Here is a 15,324-nt window from a genome sequence, read left to right as displayed (position 1 = left end):
GCACCACGACAGCAGTGGTTGGGCTGCCCGTATCAGCCGCTGAATTGTCAGATTTGCAAGGGACGCTTCGGCGTCCCTTCTTTCTTTCCCCCGCACCCTTTCACTCTCTTTAACGTTTGGTGTGCCCTGCACGTTCAAGGGTGAAACCGCGGGTTCATGGAGTGAGATACCGGCGGAAGGTAGAGTCCGGCGGCGTGCACCTCAAGGCCCTGACCCTCCGGGGGTTCAAGTCGTTCGCCTCGGCGACCACGCTCCGGTTCGAGCCCGGCATCACGTGTGTCGTGGGGCCGAACGGCTCGGGCAAGTCCAACGTCGTCGACGCCCTCAGCTGGGTGATGGGCGAACAGGGCGCCAAGTCGCTGCGCGGCGGCAAGATGGAGGACGTCATCTTCGCCGGCACCACCGGCCGCCCGCCGCTGGGCCGCGCCGAGGTGTCCCTGACCATCGACAACTCCGACGGCGCCCTGCCCATCGAGTACGCCGAGGTCACCATCACGCGGATCATGTTCCGCAACGGCGGCAGCGAGTACCAGATCAACGGCGACACCTGCCGCCTGCTGGACATCCAGGAACTCCTCTCCGACTCCGGCATCGGCCGCGAGATGCACGTCATCGTCGGCCAGGGCCAGCTCGACTCCGTCCTGCACGCCGACCCCATGGGACGCCGCGCCTTCATCGAGGAGGCGGCCGGCGTCCTCAAGCATCGCAAGCGCAAGGAGAAGGCCCTGCGCAAGCTGGACGCGATGCAGGCCAACCTCGCGCGCGTGCAGGACCTGACGGACGAACTCAGACGCCAGCTCAAGCCGCTGGGCAGGCAGGCGGCCGTCGCCCGCCGGGCCGCCGTCATCCAGGCCGATCTCCGGGACGCCCGTCTGCGCCTGCTCGCCGACGATCTCGTACGACTGCGCCAGGCGCTGCAGACCGAGGTCGCGGACGAGGCCGCGCTGAAGGAACGCAAGGAGGCCACCGAGCAGGAGCTGAGGAAGGCGCTCCAGCGCGAGGGTCTGCTGGAGGACGAGGTCCGCCGGCTCGCGCCGCGCCTCCAGCGGGCCCAGCAGACCTGGTACGAGCTCTCCCAGCTCGCCGAACGCGTCCGCGGCACGATCTCGCTGGCAGACGCGCGCGTGAAGAGCGCGACGTCGGTGCCGCCGGAGGAGCGGCGCGGACGCGACCCCGAGGACATGGAACGCGAGGCGGCACGCATCCGGGAGCAGGAGGCCGAACTCGAAGCGGCCCTGGAGGCGGCCGAGCGGGCCCTGGAGGACACGGTCGCGCACCGCGCCGAGCTGGAGCGCGAACTCGCCCAGGAGGAGCGGCGCCTGAAGGACGTCGCCCGCGCCATCGCCGACCGCCGCGAGGGCCTCGCCCGGCTGAACGGGCAGGTCAACGCGGCCCGGTCGCGCGCCGCCTCCGCCCAGGCCGAGATCGACCGCCTGGCCGCGGCGAGGGACGAGGCCCAGGAGCGTGCCGTCGCCGCGCAGGAGGAGTACGAGTCCCTGAAGGCCGAGGTCGACGCACTCGACGCCGGCGACACGGAGCTGGCCGAGCGGCACGAGGCGGCGAAGGCCGCGCTGGCAGAGGCGGAGGCACGGCTGAGCGCCGCCCGCGAGGCGGCCACGGCGGCGGAACGCAGGCGCGCGGCGACCCAGGCCCGCCACGAGGCGCTGGCGCTGGGCCTGCGCCGCAAGGACGGCACGGGAGCGCTGCTCGGCGCGAAGGACCGTCTCACCGGCCTGCTGGGCCCGGCGGCCGAACTGCTGACCGTCACCCCGGGCTACGAGGTCCCGCTGGCGGCGGCCTTCGGCGCGGCGGCGGATGCGATCGCGGTGACGTCCCCCTCGGCTGCGGCGGACGCGATCCGCCTGCTGCGCAAGCAGGACGGTGGACGTGCGTCACTCATCCTGGCAGGGTCCCCGGAGACGCCCCCAAGGGGCACGGGGAACCGCGCGACCAGCCCCGACGAACCCGCAGACGCGCCACAACCTGACGCGGCGTCATTCGTCCGCGGCCCTTCCGACCTCATGCCGGCCGTAGAACGTCTCCTCGAAGGCATCGTCGTCGTAGGCACCCTCGAAGACGCCGAAGACCTTGTCTACGCCAACCCCCACCTGACCGCCGTCACAGCCGAAGGCGACCTCCTCGGCGCCCACTTCGCCCACGGTGGCTCCGCGGGCGCCCCGAGCCTCCTCGAAGTGCAGGCCTCCGTGGACGAGGCCGCGGCCGAGCTGGAGGAGCTGGCCGTCCGCTGCGAGGAGCTGACCGAGGCCCAGCACGCCGCGCAGGGGCGCCGCGGGCAGTGCACCACCCTCGTCGAGGAACTCGGCGAGCGCCGCAGGGCCGCCGACCGGGAGAAGTCCGCCGTGGCCCAGCAGCTCGGCCGGCTGTCCGGCCAGGCCAGAGGCGCGGCCGGCGAGGCGGAGCGCTCCGTCGCGGCGGCGGCCCGCGCCCAGGAAGCCCTCGACAAGGCCCTCCAGGAGGTCGAGGAACTCGCCGAGCGCCTCGCCGTCGCAGAGGAGATGCCGGTCGAGGAGGAACCCGACACCTCCGTCCGCGACCGCCTCGCCGCCGACGGCGCCAACGCCCGCCAGACCGAGATGGAGGCCCGCCTCCAGGTCCGTACGCACGAAGAGCGGGTGAAGGGCCTGTCCGGCCGCGCCGACTCCCTCGACCGTGCCGCCCGCGCGGAGCGCGACGCACGCGCGCGTGCCGAGCAGCGGCGGGCGCGGCTGCGGCACGAGGCGGCCGTCGCGGAGGCCGTCGCCTCCGGCGCGCGCCAGCTGCTCGCGCACGTCGAGGTGTCCCTGCGCCGCGCCGAGGAGGAGCGCACGGCCGCCGAGGCCGCCAAGGCCCGCCGGGAACAGGAGCTCACCGCCGCCCGCACCGCCGGCCGTGACCTCAAGGCCGAGCTCGACAAGCTCACCGACTCCGTGCACCGCGGCGAGGTCCTCGGCGCCGAGAAGCGGATGCGGATCGAGCAGCTGGAGACCAAGGCGCTGGAGGAGCTGGGCGTGGAGCCGGCGGGGCTCGTCTCCGAGTACGGCCCCCACCAGCTCGTACCGCCCTCCCCGCCCGCCGAGGGCGAGGAGCTGCCCGAGGACCCCGAGCATCCGCGCAACCGGCCGAAGCCCTTCCACCGGGCCGAGCAGGAGCGGCGGCTCAAGGCGGCCGAGCGGGCCTACCAGCAGCTCGGCAAGGTCAACCCGCTCGCCCTGGAGGAGTTCGCCGCGCTGGAGGAGCGCCACAAGTTCCTCAGTGAGCAGCTGGAGGACCTGAAGAAGACCCGCGCCGACCTGCTGCAGGTCGTCAAGGAGGTCGACGAGCGCGTCGAGCAGGTCTTCACCGAGGCCTACCGGGACACGGCCCGGGAGTTCGAGGGCGTCTTCAGCCGGCTCTTCCCCGGTGGCGAGGGCCGGCTCATCCTGACCGACCCGGACAACATGCTGACCACGGGCGTGGACGTGGAGGCGCGGCCGCCGGGCAAGAAGGTCAAGCGGCTGAGCCTGCTCTCCGGTGGCGAGCGCTCGCTCACCGCCGTAGCGCTGCTGGTGTCGATCTTCAAGGCGCGCCCGAGCCCGTTCTACGTCATGGACGAGGTCGAGGCGGCGCTCGACGACACCAACCTGCAGCGGCTGATCCGGATCATGCAGGAGCTGCAGGAGGCGTCCCAGCTCATCGTGATCACCCACCAGAAGCGCACGATGGAGGTCGCCGACGCCCTGTACGGCGTCTCCATGCAAGGCGACGGCGTGTCGAAGGTCATCAGCCAGCGACTGCGCTGAGCGCCGCCCCCACCACATCTCTTCAAGACTTGAACACTTGCCCATTACCCCTGCGCAAAAAACTCACACGTGGGCCCTCTTGACTTCGAAACTTGAAGGCATAGTCTCGGCAATGTTGCTTTTACCTTCAGGTACCACCTACCTGGAAGGGTCCCCCACCCGGCAGCGCTGCCGGTGGCCCGAGGAGTTGAACGCGTGAGCACAGCGCAGGCACAGAAGTCCGGAGCCGGAACGGCTCATCCCGATCATCTCGGGCATGTCATCTTCATCGCGGCCGCGGCCGCGATGGGCGGTTTCCTCTTCGGCTACGACAGCTCCGTGATCAACGGCGCCGTCGAGGCCATCCGTGACCGCTACGACATCGGCTCCGCGGCGCTCGCGCAGGTCATCGCCATCGCCCTGATCGGCTGCGCCATCGGCGCCGCGACCGCCGGCCGCATAGCCGACCGGATCGGCCGCATCCGGGTCATGCAGATCGCCGCCGTGCTGTTCACGGTCAGCGCCGTCGGCTCGGCGCTGCCCTTCGCGCTGTGGGACTTCGCCTTCTGGCGGGTCGTCGGCGGCTTCGCCATCGGCATGGCCTCGGTCATCGGCCCCGCCTACATCGCCGAGGTCGCCCCGCCGGCGTACCGCGGCCGGCTCGGCTCCTTCCAGCAGGCGGCGATCGTCATCGGCATCGCCATCTCCCAGCTGGTCAACTGGGGTCTGCTCAACGCCGCCGACGGCGACCAGCGCGGCAAGCTGATGGGCCTGGAGGCCTGGCAGGTCATGCTCGGCGTCATGGTGATCCCGGCGGTCCTCTACGGGCTGCTCTCCCTCGCGATCCCCGAGTCCCCCCGCTTCCTGATCTCCGTCGGCAAGCGCGAGAAGGCCCGGGAGATCCTCGCCGAGGTCGAGGGCGACAGCGCCGACCTGCACGCCCGCGTCGCCGAGATCGAGCACGCCATGAAGAGCGAGCACAAGTCCACCTTCAAGGACCTGCTCGGCGGCGGATTCTTCTTCAAGCCGATCGTCTGGATCGGCATCGGCCTGTCGGTGTTCCAGCAGTTCGTCGGCATCAACGTCGCGTTCTACTACTCCTCGACGCTGTGGCAGTCGGTCGGCGTCGACCCGACGGACTCGTTCCTCTACTCCTTCACCACGTCGATCATCAACATCATCGGCACCGTGATCGCGATGATCTTCGTGGACCGCGTCGGCCGCCGACCGCTCGCCATCGTCGGCTCCGTCGGCATGGTGATCGGCCTCGCGCTGGAGGCCTGGGCCTTCTCCTTCGACCTCGTCGACGGCAAGCTGCCCGCCGCGCAGGGCTGGACCGCCCTGATCGCCGCCCACGTCTTCGTCCTCTTCTTCGCCCTGTCCTGGGGTGTGGTCGTCTGGGTCATGCTCGGCGAGATGTTCCCGAACAAGATCCGCGCCGCCGCGCTGGGCGTGGCCGCCTCCGCGCAGTGGATCGCCAACTGGGCCATCACCGCGAGCTTCCCGTCGCTGTCCGACTGGAACCTCTCCGCGACCTACGTGATCTACACGGTCTTCGCCGCGCTCTCCGTGCCGTTCGTCTGGAAGTTCGTCAAGGAGACGAAGGGCAAGACGCTGGAGGAGATGGGCTGAACGCCCGCACCGACTCGGGGAGAAGGGCCCAATCCCCGCTGCCCCTCTCCTCGTACCGTCCGCCGCCCCCGCCCGGATTCACCGTCCGGACGGGGGCGGCGGTGCGTGGCTCACGCGGAACCGCCCGGCTCGGGCTCACGGGAGACCGCCCGGCTCGGGCCCACGGGATGTCGGCCGGCTCAGCCCTCCAGTTCCGGCAGCACCCGCTCCGCGAACAGCCGCAGGCTGCGCCAGCCCTCCTCCAGCGGCATCCCGCCCACCAGCGGATGCAGGACGAGGTTGTCCAACCCCTGCTCCACGCACTGGTCCGGCGTCAGGATCCGGTACACGCCCTCCGCGCGCAGCTCGTCCACGGTCGTCGCCGCCGACTTCACCGCCGACCGGATCTCCCCGGACTGCCAGGAGGCATAGGTCCGCGCCTCGTGCAGGAAGTGCTCGCCGTAGGTGCCCCACGCCCGGTCGGGGTCCTCGGCGATGTGCAGCAGCGGGGTCTCGGCGGTCGGCATCATGGTCCAGCCCTCGGTGCCGTACTCGACGAGCCGTTCCTTGTAGTACGCCTCCAGTTCGGGAAGGTGCGCGCTGGGGAAGAAGGGCAGGCCGAGACGGGCGGCCCGGCGGGCGGCGGCCTTGGAGGAGCCCCCGACCAGCAGCAGGGGGTGCGGCTCGGTGCAGGGGCGCGGGGTGACCCGTACCGTACGGCCCCGGTACTCGAACTCCTCGCCGGTCCACGCCTTCAGCAGCGTCTCCAGCAGCTCGTCCTGCAGCTTTCCGCGGCGCTTCCAGTCGACGTCGAACAGCGCGTACTCCTCGGGGCGGTAGCCGATCCCGGCGACCGTCACCAGCCGCCCGCCGCTCAGCAGGTCCAGTACGGCGATCTCCTCCGCCATCCTGAGCGGGTCGTGCAGCGGACCGATCACCGCCGAGACGGTCACCGCGATCCGGCTGGTCGCCCCGAACACGGCGGCCGCGAAGGCGAACGGCGACGGCAGCCAGTTGTTCGCGACGCCGTGGTGCTCCTCCGTCTGCACGGTGGTGATCCCCTGCCGGTCCGCGTACGCGGCCATCTCCAGGGCGGCCCGGTAGCGGGCGCCCAGCTCGGCGGGGGTGGCGCCGGGCGCGACGAGGTTGAAGCGTACGACCGTGACGGGCATGGGGGTCCCCTTCGCCGGGCGGATGTGCGGGGGACGTTAGCTGACGCAGCGTCAGATCGCCATGGGTGCGCAAGACGCCGCCGTCCCGGGCGCGCGGCTCTTTGGAGGAACCCACGAGACCGGCACGCACTCCGCACTGGGCCCGGCCTGGGCCATGGCCGATACTGGACGGGTTATGGAAACCGTCATCCTTGCTGTAGTCATCGCCGTGGTCGTGCTCGGCGCGCTCGGCGGGCTCATCGTCGGCAGCCGGCGCAAGAAGTCGCTGCCCCCGCCGCCGCCCGCAGCGCCCGACATCACCGCCCCTCCGGCCGAGCCGCACGTCGGCGACGAGGCCGAGACGCCGCGCGACGAACCGCGCCGGACGATAGAGGAGGTGGATCTACCCGACGGCTCGGCGCCGGTCGTCGTCGAGGAACCGCCGGCTCTGGAAGTCCCCGAGATCGAGGTGCCGGAGCCGACCGCCGGCCGGCTCGTCCGCCTCCGTGCCCGACTCTCCCGCTCCCAGAACGCGCTCGGCAAGGGCCTGCTGACGCTCCTGTCGCGCGAGCACCTCGACGAGGACACCTGGGAGGAGATCGAGGACATCCTGCTCACCGCCGACGTCGGTGTGCAGCCCACCCAGGAGCTGGTCGAGGGCCTGCGCGAGCGCGTGAAGGTGCTCGGCACCCGCACCACCGAGGAGCTGCGCAGCCTGCTGCGCGAGGAACTGCTGAAGCTGGTCGGCCCCGACCTGGACCGCACGGTGAGGACCGAGCCGGAGACCAGCAAGCCCGGCATCGTGATGGTCGTCGGCGTCAACGGCACCGGCAAGACCACCACCACCGGCAAGCTCGCCCGCGTCCTGGTGGCCGACGGGCGTTCCGTCGTGCTCGGCGCCGCCGACACCTTCCGTGCCGCCGCCGCCGACCAGCTGCAGACCTGGGGCGAGCGGGTCGGCGCCTACACCGTGCGCGGGCCGGAGGGCGGCGACCCCGCCTCCGTGGCCTTCGACGCGGTGAAGGAGGGCAAGGAGATGGGCTCGGACGTCGTGCTCATCGACACCGCCGGCCGCCTGCACACCAAGACGGGCCTCATGGACGAGCTCGGCAAGGTCAAGCGGGTCGTGGAGAAGCACGCGCCGCTCGACGAGGTGCTGCTCGTCCTCGACGCGACCACCGGGCAGAACGGTCTCGTCCAGGCCCGCGTGTTCGCCGAGGTCGTCGACATCACCGGCATCGTCCTGACCAAGCTGGACGGCACGGCCAAGGGTGGCATCGTGGTCGCCGTGCAGCGCGAGCTGGGCGTCCCGGTCAAGCTCATCGGACTGGGGGAGGGCGCCGACGATCTGGCGCCGTTCGAGCCGGAGGCGTTCGTTGACGCCCTTATCGGGGAGTGACCCCACCACCTGCCGAGTCCGGTACGTGGCCCAAGAAGCGCCCGTCTCCCGTACGGTCCGGGAGGCGGGCGCTTCTCCGTGTGCCGGCTATGCCCGTGACCGGTGCGCCACGTAGGCCAGCGTCCCCAGCAGCAGCCGGGCCGCCGGTGGCCTGGTCGCCGAGTCCAGGGCCGGCGGCCGCAGCCAGCGCACCGGACCCAGCCCGCCCCGGTCCGAAGGCGGGGCCGTGATGTACGTACCGGGGCCGAGGCCGCGCAGGTCGAGGGCGGTGGGGTCGTCCCAGCCCATGCGGTACAGCAGGTCGCGAAGTTCGGCGGCGGCGCCGGGGGCGACGAAGAAGTGTGCGCGGCCGTCCGGCGTGGCGGTGACCGGGCCGAGGGGGAGACCCATGCGCTCCAGGCGGACCAGGGCGTTGCGGCCGGCGGTCTCGGCGACCTCGATGACGTCGAAGGCCCGGCCGACGGGGAGCATCACCGCCGCTCCGGGGAACTCGCCCCAGGTCTTGGTGACCTCGTCGAGGGTGGCGCCGGCCTGGACCTGGGGCGCGAAATTGAGCGGGTGCGCCCCCGGCGCGTCACAGTCCACCCGGCCGCAGGAGCAGGCGCCCGCGGCGGCTCGCGCCCCTGCCACGACGTCCCAGCCCCACAGGCCGGTGAACTCGGCGACCGCGGTGGTGCTCTCCGAGGAACGACCGCGCCTGCGTGTGCCGGAGCGGATTTCCCGGATGCCGCCGATCGTGAAGCCCATACCCCCTCCAACGTGTCCGACGCACCGGTGGTTACGACGCGGATGCGGAACGTGACCCTGCGTGTTCCGGGTCACCGGATCCGCTCGGTCCAGACGGCGCTCCGAAGTGCCCCGGGTGGTGAACTCGGCGGTGCGCGCCCCTGAGTGCATCGCTCCGCCTACTCCTGGCCGTCCTATGTCAAGTGAATCGTGTGAAGGCCACCGTTAGTTCATTCGATGGGGTGGCGAATGGTGGCGTTTCCGGGATCGCCATGGCTGGAAGCGTGATCGTGGGATTACTTTGAGTGTGCGAGGCCTGGGGGCACATGCGCTCGTGGGTATGCCGGAGGCAAGTCGGCTTTCCGTTCGAAGGGTGAGAACCGGCGGACGGGAGGCCCTATTTACCGGCATTCTGATAGGGCTTGGCGCACTCAGCGACAAGTGGTCTCAGGGATGGGGGCGTTCCAGTGAGCGGCAACGGCGGAAGCGGGACAACCGCGACCAGCACGGACAAGCGCCCGAACGAGCTGCTCACGTCCTGGTTCGTGCGCAGCGGCTGGTCGAAGGGTGAACTCGCCCGCCAAGTCAACCGCAGGGCACGCCAGTTGGGCGCCAACCACATCTCCACCGACACCTCCCGGGTGCGTCGCTGGCTGGACGGCGAGAACCCCCGCGAGCCCATCCCCAGGATCCTGTCCGACCTGTTCTCCGAGCGTTTCGGCTGCGTGGTCTCCGTCGAGGACCTCGGCCTGCGCGCCGCACGCCAGTTGCCCTCGGCGACCGGCGTCGACCTGCCCTGGACGGGCCCTCAGACGGTGGCGTTGCTCAGCGAGTTCTCGCGCAGCGACCTGATGCTGGCGCGGCGCGGCTTCCTCGGGACCTCGCTGGTGCTGTCCGCGGGCCCGTCCCTCATCGAGCCGATGCAGCGCTGGCTGGTGCCCGGCCCCCAGGCCCCGCAGCCGGAGGCCGAGCAGTCCGCCGCGAGCCGCCGCCCCGGCCGGCTCTCCCAGCCCGAGCTGGACCTCCTGGAGTCCACCACGGTGATGTTCCGCCAGTGGGACGCCCAGTGCGGCGGCGGCCTGCGCCGCAAGGCGGTCGTCGGCCAGCTGCACGAGGTCACCGACCTCCTCCAGGAACCCCAGCCCGAGAGCACCACCCGTCGGCTGTTCAAGGTCGCGGCCGAACTGGCGGAGCTCGCGGGCTGGATGTCGTACGACGTCGGACTGCAGCCCACCGCGCAGAAGTACTTCGTCCTCGCCCTGCACGCCGCCAAGGAGGCCGGCGACCGGCCGCTCGGCTCGTACGTCCTGTCCAGCATGAGCCGCCAGATGATCCACCTCGGCCGGCCCGACGACGCCCTGGAGCTGATCCACCTCGCGCAGTACGGCAGCCGGGACTGCGCGAGTCCGCGCACCCAGTCGATGCTGTATGCGATGGAGGCCCGCGCCTACGCCAACATGGGGCAGCCCGGCAAGTGCAAGCGGGCGGTGCGGATGGCCGAGGACACCTTCGGCGAGGTCGACGAGTGGGACGAGCCGGACCCCGACTGGATCCGCTTCTTCTCCGAGGCCGAGCTGTACGGCGAGAACAGCCACTCCTACCGCGACCTCGCCTACGTGGCCGGCCGCAGCCCCACGTACGCGTCCCTGTCCGAGCCCCTCATGCAGCGGGCCGTGGAGCTGTTCGCCGAGGACCCCGAGCACCAGCGGTCGTACGCGCTCAACCTGATCGGCATGGCCACCGTGCACCTGCTGCGGCGCGAGCCCGGGCAGAGCGCGGTGCTGGCCGGGCAGGCCATGCACATCGCCAAGAAGGTCCGCTCCGAGCGAGTCAACACTCGTATCCGAAAGACCGTCGACACGGCTGTACGCGACTTCGGCGACCTCGCCGAGGTCGTGGATCTCACGGAGAAGCTCGCGATCGAGCTCCCCGAGACCGCCGAAGCGGTCTGAACTCCCTGAACCCCGGCCGCGGCCGGCCCTCCCGAACTGCCCGACTCGGCTCCCCCATGCCAGGTCATCGGAAGGCCCGCCGCGGCCGGTTTTCGCCTTCCTCGAAGGTTGCGCCACGATAACGATCGCCCGGCCGGGCATCTGGCAATTCATCGATCCGTAACACGCAGGGCGTCTTCGTCACTCCGGTGAAACAACCAGGGGCTTCCACCGAAACCGCGCTGCGCCAATCTCATGGCGCATAACCGGCCCACCCCTCATGACCGGACCGCTCACACGCTCCGACCCGCACGGGGCCGTACAACCGACGAGGAGACGCCGATGGCATCAGCCGCCATCACGCTTGCCGCGGAGGCACCCAAGCTGTCATCCGCGAACACGGGTTTCATGCTGATCGCATCCGCGCTTGTGCTGATCATGACCCCCGGTCTTGCCTTCTTCTACGGAGGCATGGTCCGTGTCAAGAGCACCCTGAACATGCTGATGATGAGTTTCATCAGCATGGGTGTCGTGACCATCCTGTGGGTGCTCTACGGCTTCTCCATGAGCTTCGGCACCGACCACGGCTCAGTGATCGGCTGGACCGGCGACTTCGTCGGCTGGGCCGGCATCGACAAGATGGACCTCTGGCCGGGCTACACCATCCCGGTGTTCGTCTTCGCCATCTTCCAGATGATGTTCGCGATCATCACGCCCGCTCTGATAAGCGGCGCGCTCGCGGACCGGGTGAAGTTCAGCGCCTGGACCCTCTTCCTCATCCTGTGGGCCACGATCGTCTACTTCCCGGTCGCGCACTGGGTCTGGGGCACCGGCGGCTGGGCCTTCGAGCTCGGTGTGATCGACTTCGCCGGTGGTACCGCGGTCCACATCAACGCCGGTGCCGCGGCGCTCGGCGTCATCCTGGTCATCGGCAAGCGCGTCGGCTTCAAGAAGGACCCGATGCGCCCGCACAGCCTGCCGCTGGTCATGCTCGGCGCCGGTCTGCTGTGGTTCGGCTGGTTCGGCTTCAACGCCGGCTCCTGGCTCGGCAACGACGACGGCGTCGGCCCGCTGATGTTCGTCAACACCCAGATCGCCACCGGCGCCGCCATGCTCGCCTGGCTCGCCTACGAGAAGATCCGCCACGGCGCGTTCACCACGCTGGGCGCCGCCTCCGGTGCCGTCGCGGGCCTCGTCGCCATCACCCCGTCGGGTGGTGCCGTCTCCCCGCTCGGCGCGATCGCCGTCGGCGTCATCGCCGGTGTCCTGTGCGCCGCGGCCGTGGGCCTGAAGTTCAAGTTCGGCTACGACGACTCGCTCGACGTCGTCGGTGTCCACATGGTCGGCGGTATCGCGGGCTCCCTGCTCATCGGTCTGTTCGCCAGCGGCAAGGGCCAGTCCGACGTCAAGGGCCTGTTCTACGGCGGCGGCATGCACCAGTTCTGGATCCAGTGCGCCGGTGTCTTCGGTGTCCTCGCCTACTCGCTGATCGCCTCCGCGATCCTCGCCTTCATCCTCGACAAGACCATCGGCATGCGGGTCAGCGAGGACGAGGAGGTCTCCGGCATCGACCAGGCCGAGCACGCCGAGACCGCATACGACTTCAGCGGCGCCGGTGGCGGCGCGGTCAAGAGCACGGTCCCGGCCGGTGTCGGTGCCGCGAGCAAGAAGGTGGACGCATGAAGCTCATCACCGCCGTCGTCAAGCCCCACCGGCTCGACGAGATCAAGGAAGCCCTCCAGGCCTTCGGAGTCCACGGCCTGACGGTCACCGAGGCGAGCGGCTACGGTCGTCAGCGGGGCCACACCGAGGTCTACCGCGGTGCGGAGTACACCGTCGATCTGGTGCCGAAGATCCGCATCGAGGTGCTGGCCGAGGACGACGACGCCGAGCAGCTGATCGATGTCGTCGTCAAGGCGGCCCGAACCGGCAAGATCGGTGACGGCAAGGTCTGGTCGATCCCGGTCGAGACGGCCGTCCGGGTCCGGACCGGCGAGCGCGGCCCCGACGCGCTCTGACAGAAGAAGAACAGGAGCTGCCGGGTGTCGAGTACGAACGTGCACAACGAAGCAGAGGACTCGGGACCCAGCGGCTACGCGGCGGCCCGGCTGCGTCTCCTCACGGAGGGGGCGCGGTCCGGGCCGCCGCGCCGTGCGGCCCTCTCGGGGCTGACGGACGAATGGCTGACCGGCCTGTTCGCCGCCGGCGCCGAGGGACTGCGCGGCGCCTCGCTGATCGCGGTCGGTGGCTACGGCCGCGGCGAGCTGTCCCCGCGCAGCGACCTCGACCTGGTCCTGCTCCACGACGGCAGCGACCCCAAGGCGGTCGCCGCCCTGGCCGACCGCATCTGGTACCCCGTCTGGGACCTCGGCCTCTCCCTGGACCACTCCGTGCGCACCCCGGGGGAGGCGCGCAAGACGGCCGGAGAGGATCTGAAAGTCCAACTCGGTCTCCTGGACGCCCGTCACATCGCCGGCGACCTGGGTCTGACGGCCGGCCTGCGCACCGCCGTCCTCGCCGACTGGCGCAACCAGGCGCCCAAACGCCTCCCCGAACTCCAGGAGCTCTGTTCCGAGCGCGCCGAACGCCAGGGCGAGCTGCAGTACCTCCTCGAACCCGACCTCAAGGAGGCCCGCGGCGGCCTGCGCGACGCCACCGCCCTGCGCGCCGTCGCCGCCTCCTGGCTGGCCGACGCCCCCCGCGAGGGCCTCGACGACGCCCGGCGCCGGCTCCTCGACGTCCGCGACGCGCTCCACCTCGCCACCGGGCGCGCCACCGACCGGCTCGCGCTCCAGGAACAGGACCAGGTCGCCGCCGAGCTGGGCCTCCTGGACGCCGACACCCTCCTGCGCCAGGTCTACGAGGCCGCGCGGGTCATCAGTTACGCCAGTGACGTCACCTGGCGCGAGGTGGGGCGCGTGCTGCGATCGCGCGCCGTGCGGCCAAGGCTGCGCGCCATGCTGGGCGGCGGAAAGCCGGTCGCCGAGCGCTCGCCCCTGGCGGAGGGCGTGGTGGAGCAGGACGGCGAGGTGGTGCTCGCCCGCGCCGCGCGCCCCGAGCGCGACCCCGTCCTGCCGCTGCGCGCCGCCGCGGCCGCCGCGCAGGCCGGCCTCCCGCTCTCGCTGCACGCCGTACGGCGCATGGCGTCCCTCGTGCGCCCCCTGCCCACGCCCTGGCCCGCCGAGGCGCGCGAACAGCTCGTGACCCTCCTCGGCTCGGGCAGTCCGACCATCGAGGTGTGGGAGGCGCTGGAGGCGGAGGGCCTGATCACCCAGCTGCTGCCCGACTGGGAGCGGGTACGCTGCCGGCCGCAGCGCAACGCCGTGCACATCTGGACCGTCGACCGGCACCTGATCGAAACAGCCGTGCGCGCCTCCGAGTTCACCCGCCGCGTCCACCGCCCCGACCTCCTCCTGGTCGCCGCGCTCCTGCACGACATCGGCAAGGGCTGGCCCGGCGACCACTCGGTGGCCGGCGAGATCATCGCCCGCGACGTCGCCGCCCGCATCGGCTTCGACCGCGAGGACGTCGCCGTACTCGCGGCCCTGGTACGCCACCACCTGCTGCTCGCCGACACGGCCACCCGGCGTGACCTGGAGGACCCGGCCACCGTGCGGTCGGTCGCCGAAGCGGTCGGCTCGCAGGGGACGCTGGAGCTGCTGCACGCGCTCACGGAGGCGGACGCGCTTGCCACCGGCCCGGCCGCCTGGTCGTCCTGGCGCGGTTCGCTCGTCGCCGACCTCGTCAAGCGCGTCCACGCGGCGCTCTCCGGGGACGCGCCGGACGAGCCCGAGGCCGCCGCGCCCACGGCCGAGCAGGAACGCCTCGCCATCGAGGCGCTCGCCACCGGCAGCCCCGTGCTGTCCCTGCGCGCGCAGACCGAGCCGCCGGCCGACGACCAGCCCTCCGGCGACCCCGAACCGCTGGGCGTGGAGCTGCTGATCGCCGTACCGGACCAGCCGGGCGTGCTGCCCGCGGTCGCCGGCGTCCTCGCCATGCACCGGCTGACCGTCCGCACGGCCGAGCTGCGCGCCCTGGACCTGCCCGACGGCGTCGAGGGCGCGGTCCTGCTGCTGGACTGGCGGGTCGCCGCCGAGTACGGCTCCCTGCCCCAGGCCGCCCGTCTGCGGGCCGATCTCGTACGGGCCCTGGACGGCTCCCTGGACATCGCCGGACGCCTCGCCGAGCGGGACGCCGCGTATCCGCGCCGCCGGGGCGTGGTCGCGCCGCCGCCGCGTGTGACGGTGGCCTCGGCGGCCTCCCGGCACGCCACGGTCATCGAGGTGCGGGCGCAGGACGCACCCGGACTGCTGCACCGCATCGGGCGGGCGCTGGACGACGCGAAGGTGCGGGTGCGCAGCATGCACGTGTCCACGCTCGGCGCCAACGCCGTGGACGCCTTCTACGTCACCGGGGCCGAAGGGGTGCCGCTGCCCGGCGAGGAGGCGGCCTCCGTGGCACGCAAGCTGGAGGAGACCTTGCGGGGGTGACCCAGGGCCCGTCGTTCGGATCATCCCGGCGTCGCGGGGTCTGGCACGCACTTCCGCGGCGTTGTCGCCGCGTGCCGATGCTCCGCGTCGACGCCCTCCTCCGCCTTGCGGCCGCACGCACCGGACCCCGCTCGGGCCGGCTGCAAGGCAGCGCACGTCACAGCCAGGCTGATCCGAACGACAGACCCTGGAAGGTGCCGGGCGGGGACGATTGTCTTGCGCGTCCGGATACCCTGGAAGACGCTCACACTGCCCCCG

9 protein-coding genes are annotated in these 15,324 nt (G+C 71.5%); 7 read left to right on the top strand and 2 right to left on the bottom strand.

Going from position 1 to position 15,324, the window contains the following annotated elements; all coding sequences use genetic code 11:
• The first annotated feature begins 194 nt into the window (after positions 1 to 194).
• On the top strand, positions 195 to 3,779 hold the full coding sequence (gene smc, locus ACQF4J_RS15090; RefSeq protein ID WP_427165809.1) for a chromosome segregation protein SMC: 3,585 nt from the start codon (positions 195 to 197) through the stop codon (positions 3,777 to 3,779).
• A 195-nt stretch (positions 3,780 to 3,974) separates the two neighbouring features.
• Entirely contained in the window at positions 3,975 to 5,390 is a 1,416-nt protein-coding gene (locus ACQF4J_RS15085; protein ID WP_427165808.1) for a sugar porter family MFS transporter, read from the top strand.
• Positions 5,391 to 5,569: 179 nt separating this feature from the next.
• On the opposite strand, the gene ACQF4J_RS15080 is transcribed toward ACQF4J_RS15085, so the two are convergent.
• Positions 5,570 to 6,541, bottom strand: a complete 972-nt coding sequence (locus ACQF4J_RS15080) for an LLM class flavin-dependent oxidoreductase (RefSeq protein WP_351568337.1) — start codon at positions 6,539 to 6,541, stop codon at positions 5,570 to 5,572.
• Between the two features lie 175 nt (positions 6,542 to 6,716).
• Here ACQF4J_RS15080 and ftsY point away from each other — a divergent pair, with 175 nt between their 5' ends.
• Positions 6,717 to 7,919 carry a signal recognition particle-docking protein FtsY gene (gene ftsY / locus ACQF4J_RS15075; RefSeq protein WP_351568334.1) on the top strand — a complete coding sequence of 401 codons (1,203 nt, stop codon included), beginning with the start codon at positions 6,717 to 6,719 and terminating at the stop codon, positions 7,917 to 7,919.
• 87 nt (positions 7,920 to 8,006) lie between these two features.
• On the opposite strand, the gene ACQF4J_RS15070 is transcribed toward ftsY, so the two are convergent.
• Positions 8,007 to 8,666 carry a bifunctional DNA primase/polymerase gene (locus ACQF4J_RS15070; protein WP_351568331.1) on the bottom strand — a complete coding sequence of 220 codons (660 nt, stop codon included), beginning with the start codon at positions 8,664 to 8,666 and terminating at the stop codon, positions 8,007 to 8,009.
• Between the two features lie 446 nt (positions 8,667 to 9,112).
• On the opposite strand from ACQF4J_RS15070, the gene ACQF4J_RS15065 reads away from it, so the two are divergent.
• From ACQF4J_RS15065 to ACQF4J_RS15050, 4 genes are all read left to right on the top strand, one after another.
• Positions 9,113 to 10,597: a transcriptional repressor NsdA gene (locus ACQF4J_RS15065; RefSeq protein WP_351568328.1), complete on the top strand. Its 1,485-nt coding sequence runs from the start codon at positions 9,113 to 9,115 to the stop codon at positions 10,595 to 10,597.
• Between the two features lie 321 nt (positions 10,598 to 10,918).
• Positions 10,919 to 12,259 (top strand): ammonium transporter, encoded by a 1,341-nt coding sequence (locus ACQF4J_RS15060; protein ID WP_351568325.1) that lies wholly within the window; start codon positions 10,919 to 10,921, stop codon positions 12,257 to 12,259.
• Positions 12,256 to 12,594, top strand: a complete 339-nt coding sequence (locus tag ACQF4J_RS15055; protein WP_054235369.1) for a P-II family nitrogen regulator — start codon at positions 12,256 to 12,258, stop codon at positions 12,592 to 12,594. The genes ACQF4J_RS15060 and ACQF4J_RS15055 overlap by 4 nt, the downstream gene beginning before the upstream one ends.
• Before the next feature lie 24 nt (positions 12,595 to 12,618).
• Positions 12,619 to 15,066, top strand: a complete 2,448-nt coding sequence (locus tag ACQF4J_RS15050) for a [protein-PII] uridylyltransferase (RefSeq protein WP_427165807.1) — start codon at positions 12,619 to 12,621, stop codon at positions 15,064 to 15,066.
• Positions 15,067 to 15,324 lie beyond the last annotated feature (258 nt).

It is taken from the genome of Streptomyces sp. C1-1, assembly GCF_050214755.1.
GTDB lineage: Bacteria > Actinomycetota > Actinomycetes > Streptomycetales > Streptomycetaceae > Streptomyces.
This window is presented reverse-complemented; position numbering and strand designations above follow the sequence as displayed.

Excerpts from the sequence above, each read along its gene's own strand:
- ACQF4J_RS15070 (WP_351568331.1), bottom strand. The coding sequence starts at position 8,666 with ATGGGCTTCACGATCGGCGGCATCCGGGAAATCCGCTCCGGCACACGC.
- ftsY (WP_351568334.1), top strand. The coding sequence starts at position 6,717 with ATGGAAACCGTCATCCTTGCTGTAGTCATCGCCGTGGTCGTGCTCGGC.
- ACQF4J_RS15055 (WP_054235369.1), top strand. The coding sequence starts at position 12,256 with ATGAAGCTCATCACCGCCGTCGTCAAGCCCCACCGGCTCGACGAGATC.
- ACQF4J_RS15080 (WP_351568337.1), bottom strand. The coding sequence starts at position 6,541 with ATGCCCGTCACGGTCGTACGCTTCAACCTCGTCGCGCCCGGCGCCACC.
- ACQF4J_RS15060 (WP_351568325.1), top strand. The coding sequence starts at position 10,919 with ATGGCATCAGCCGCCATCACGCTTGCCGCGGAGGCACCCAAGCTGTCA.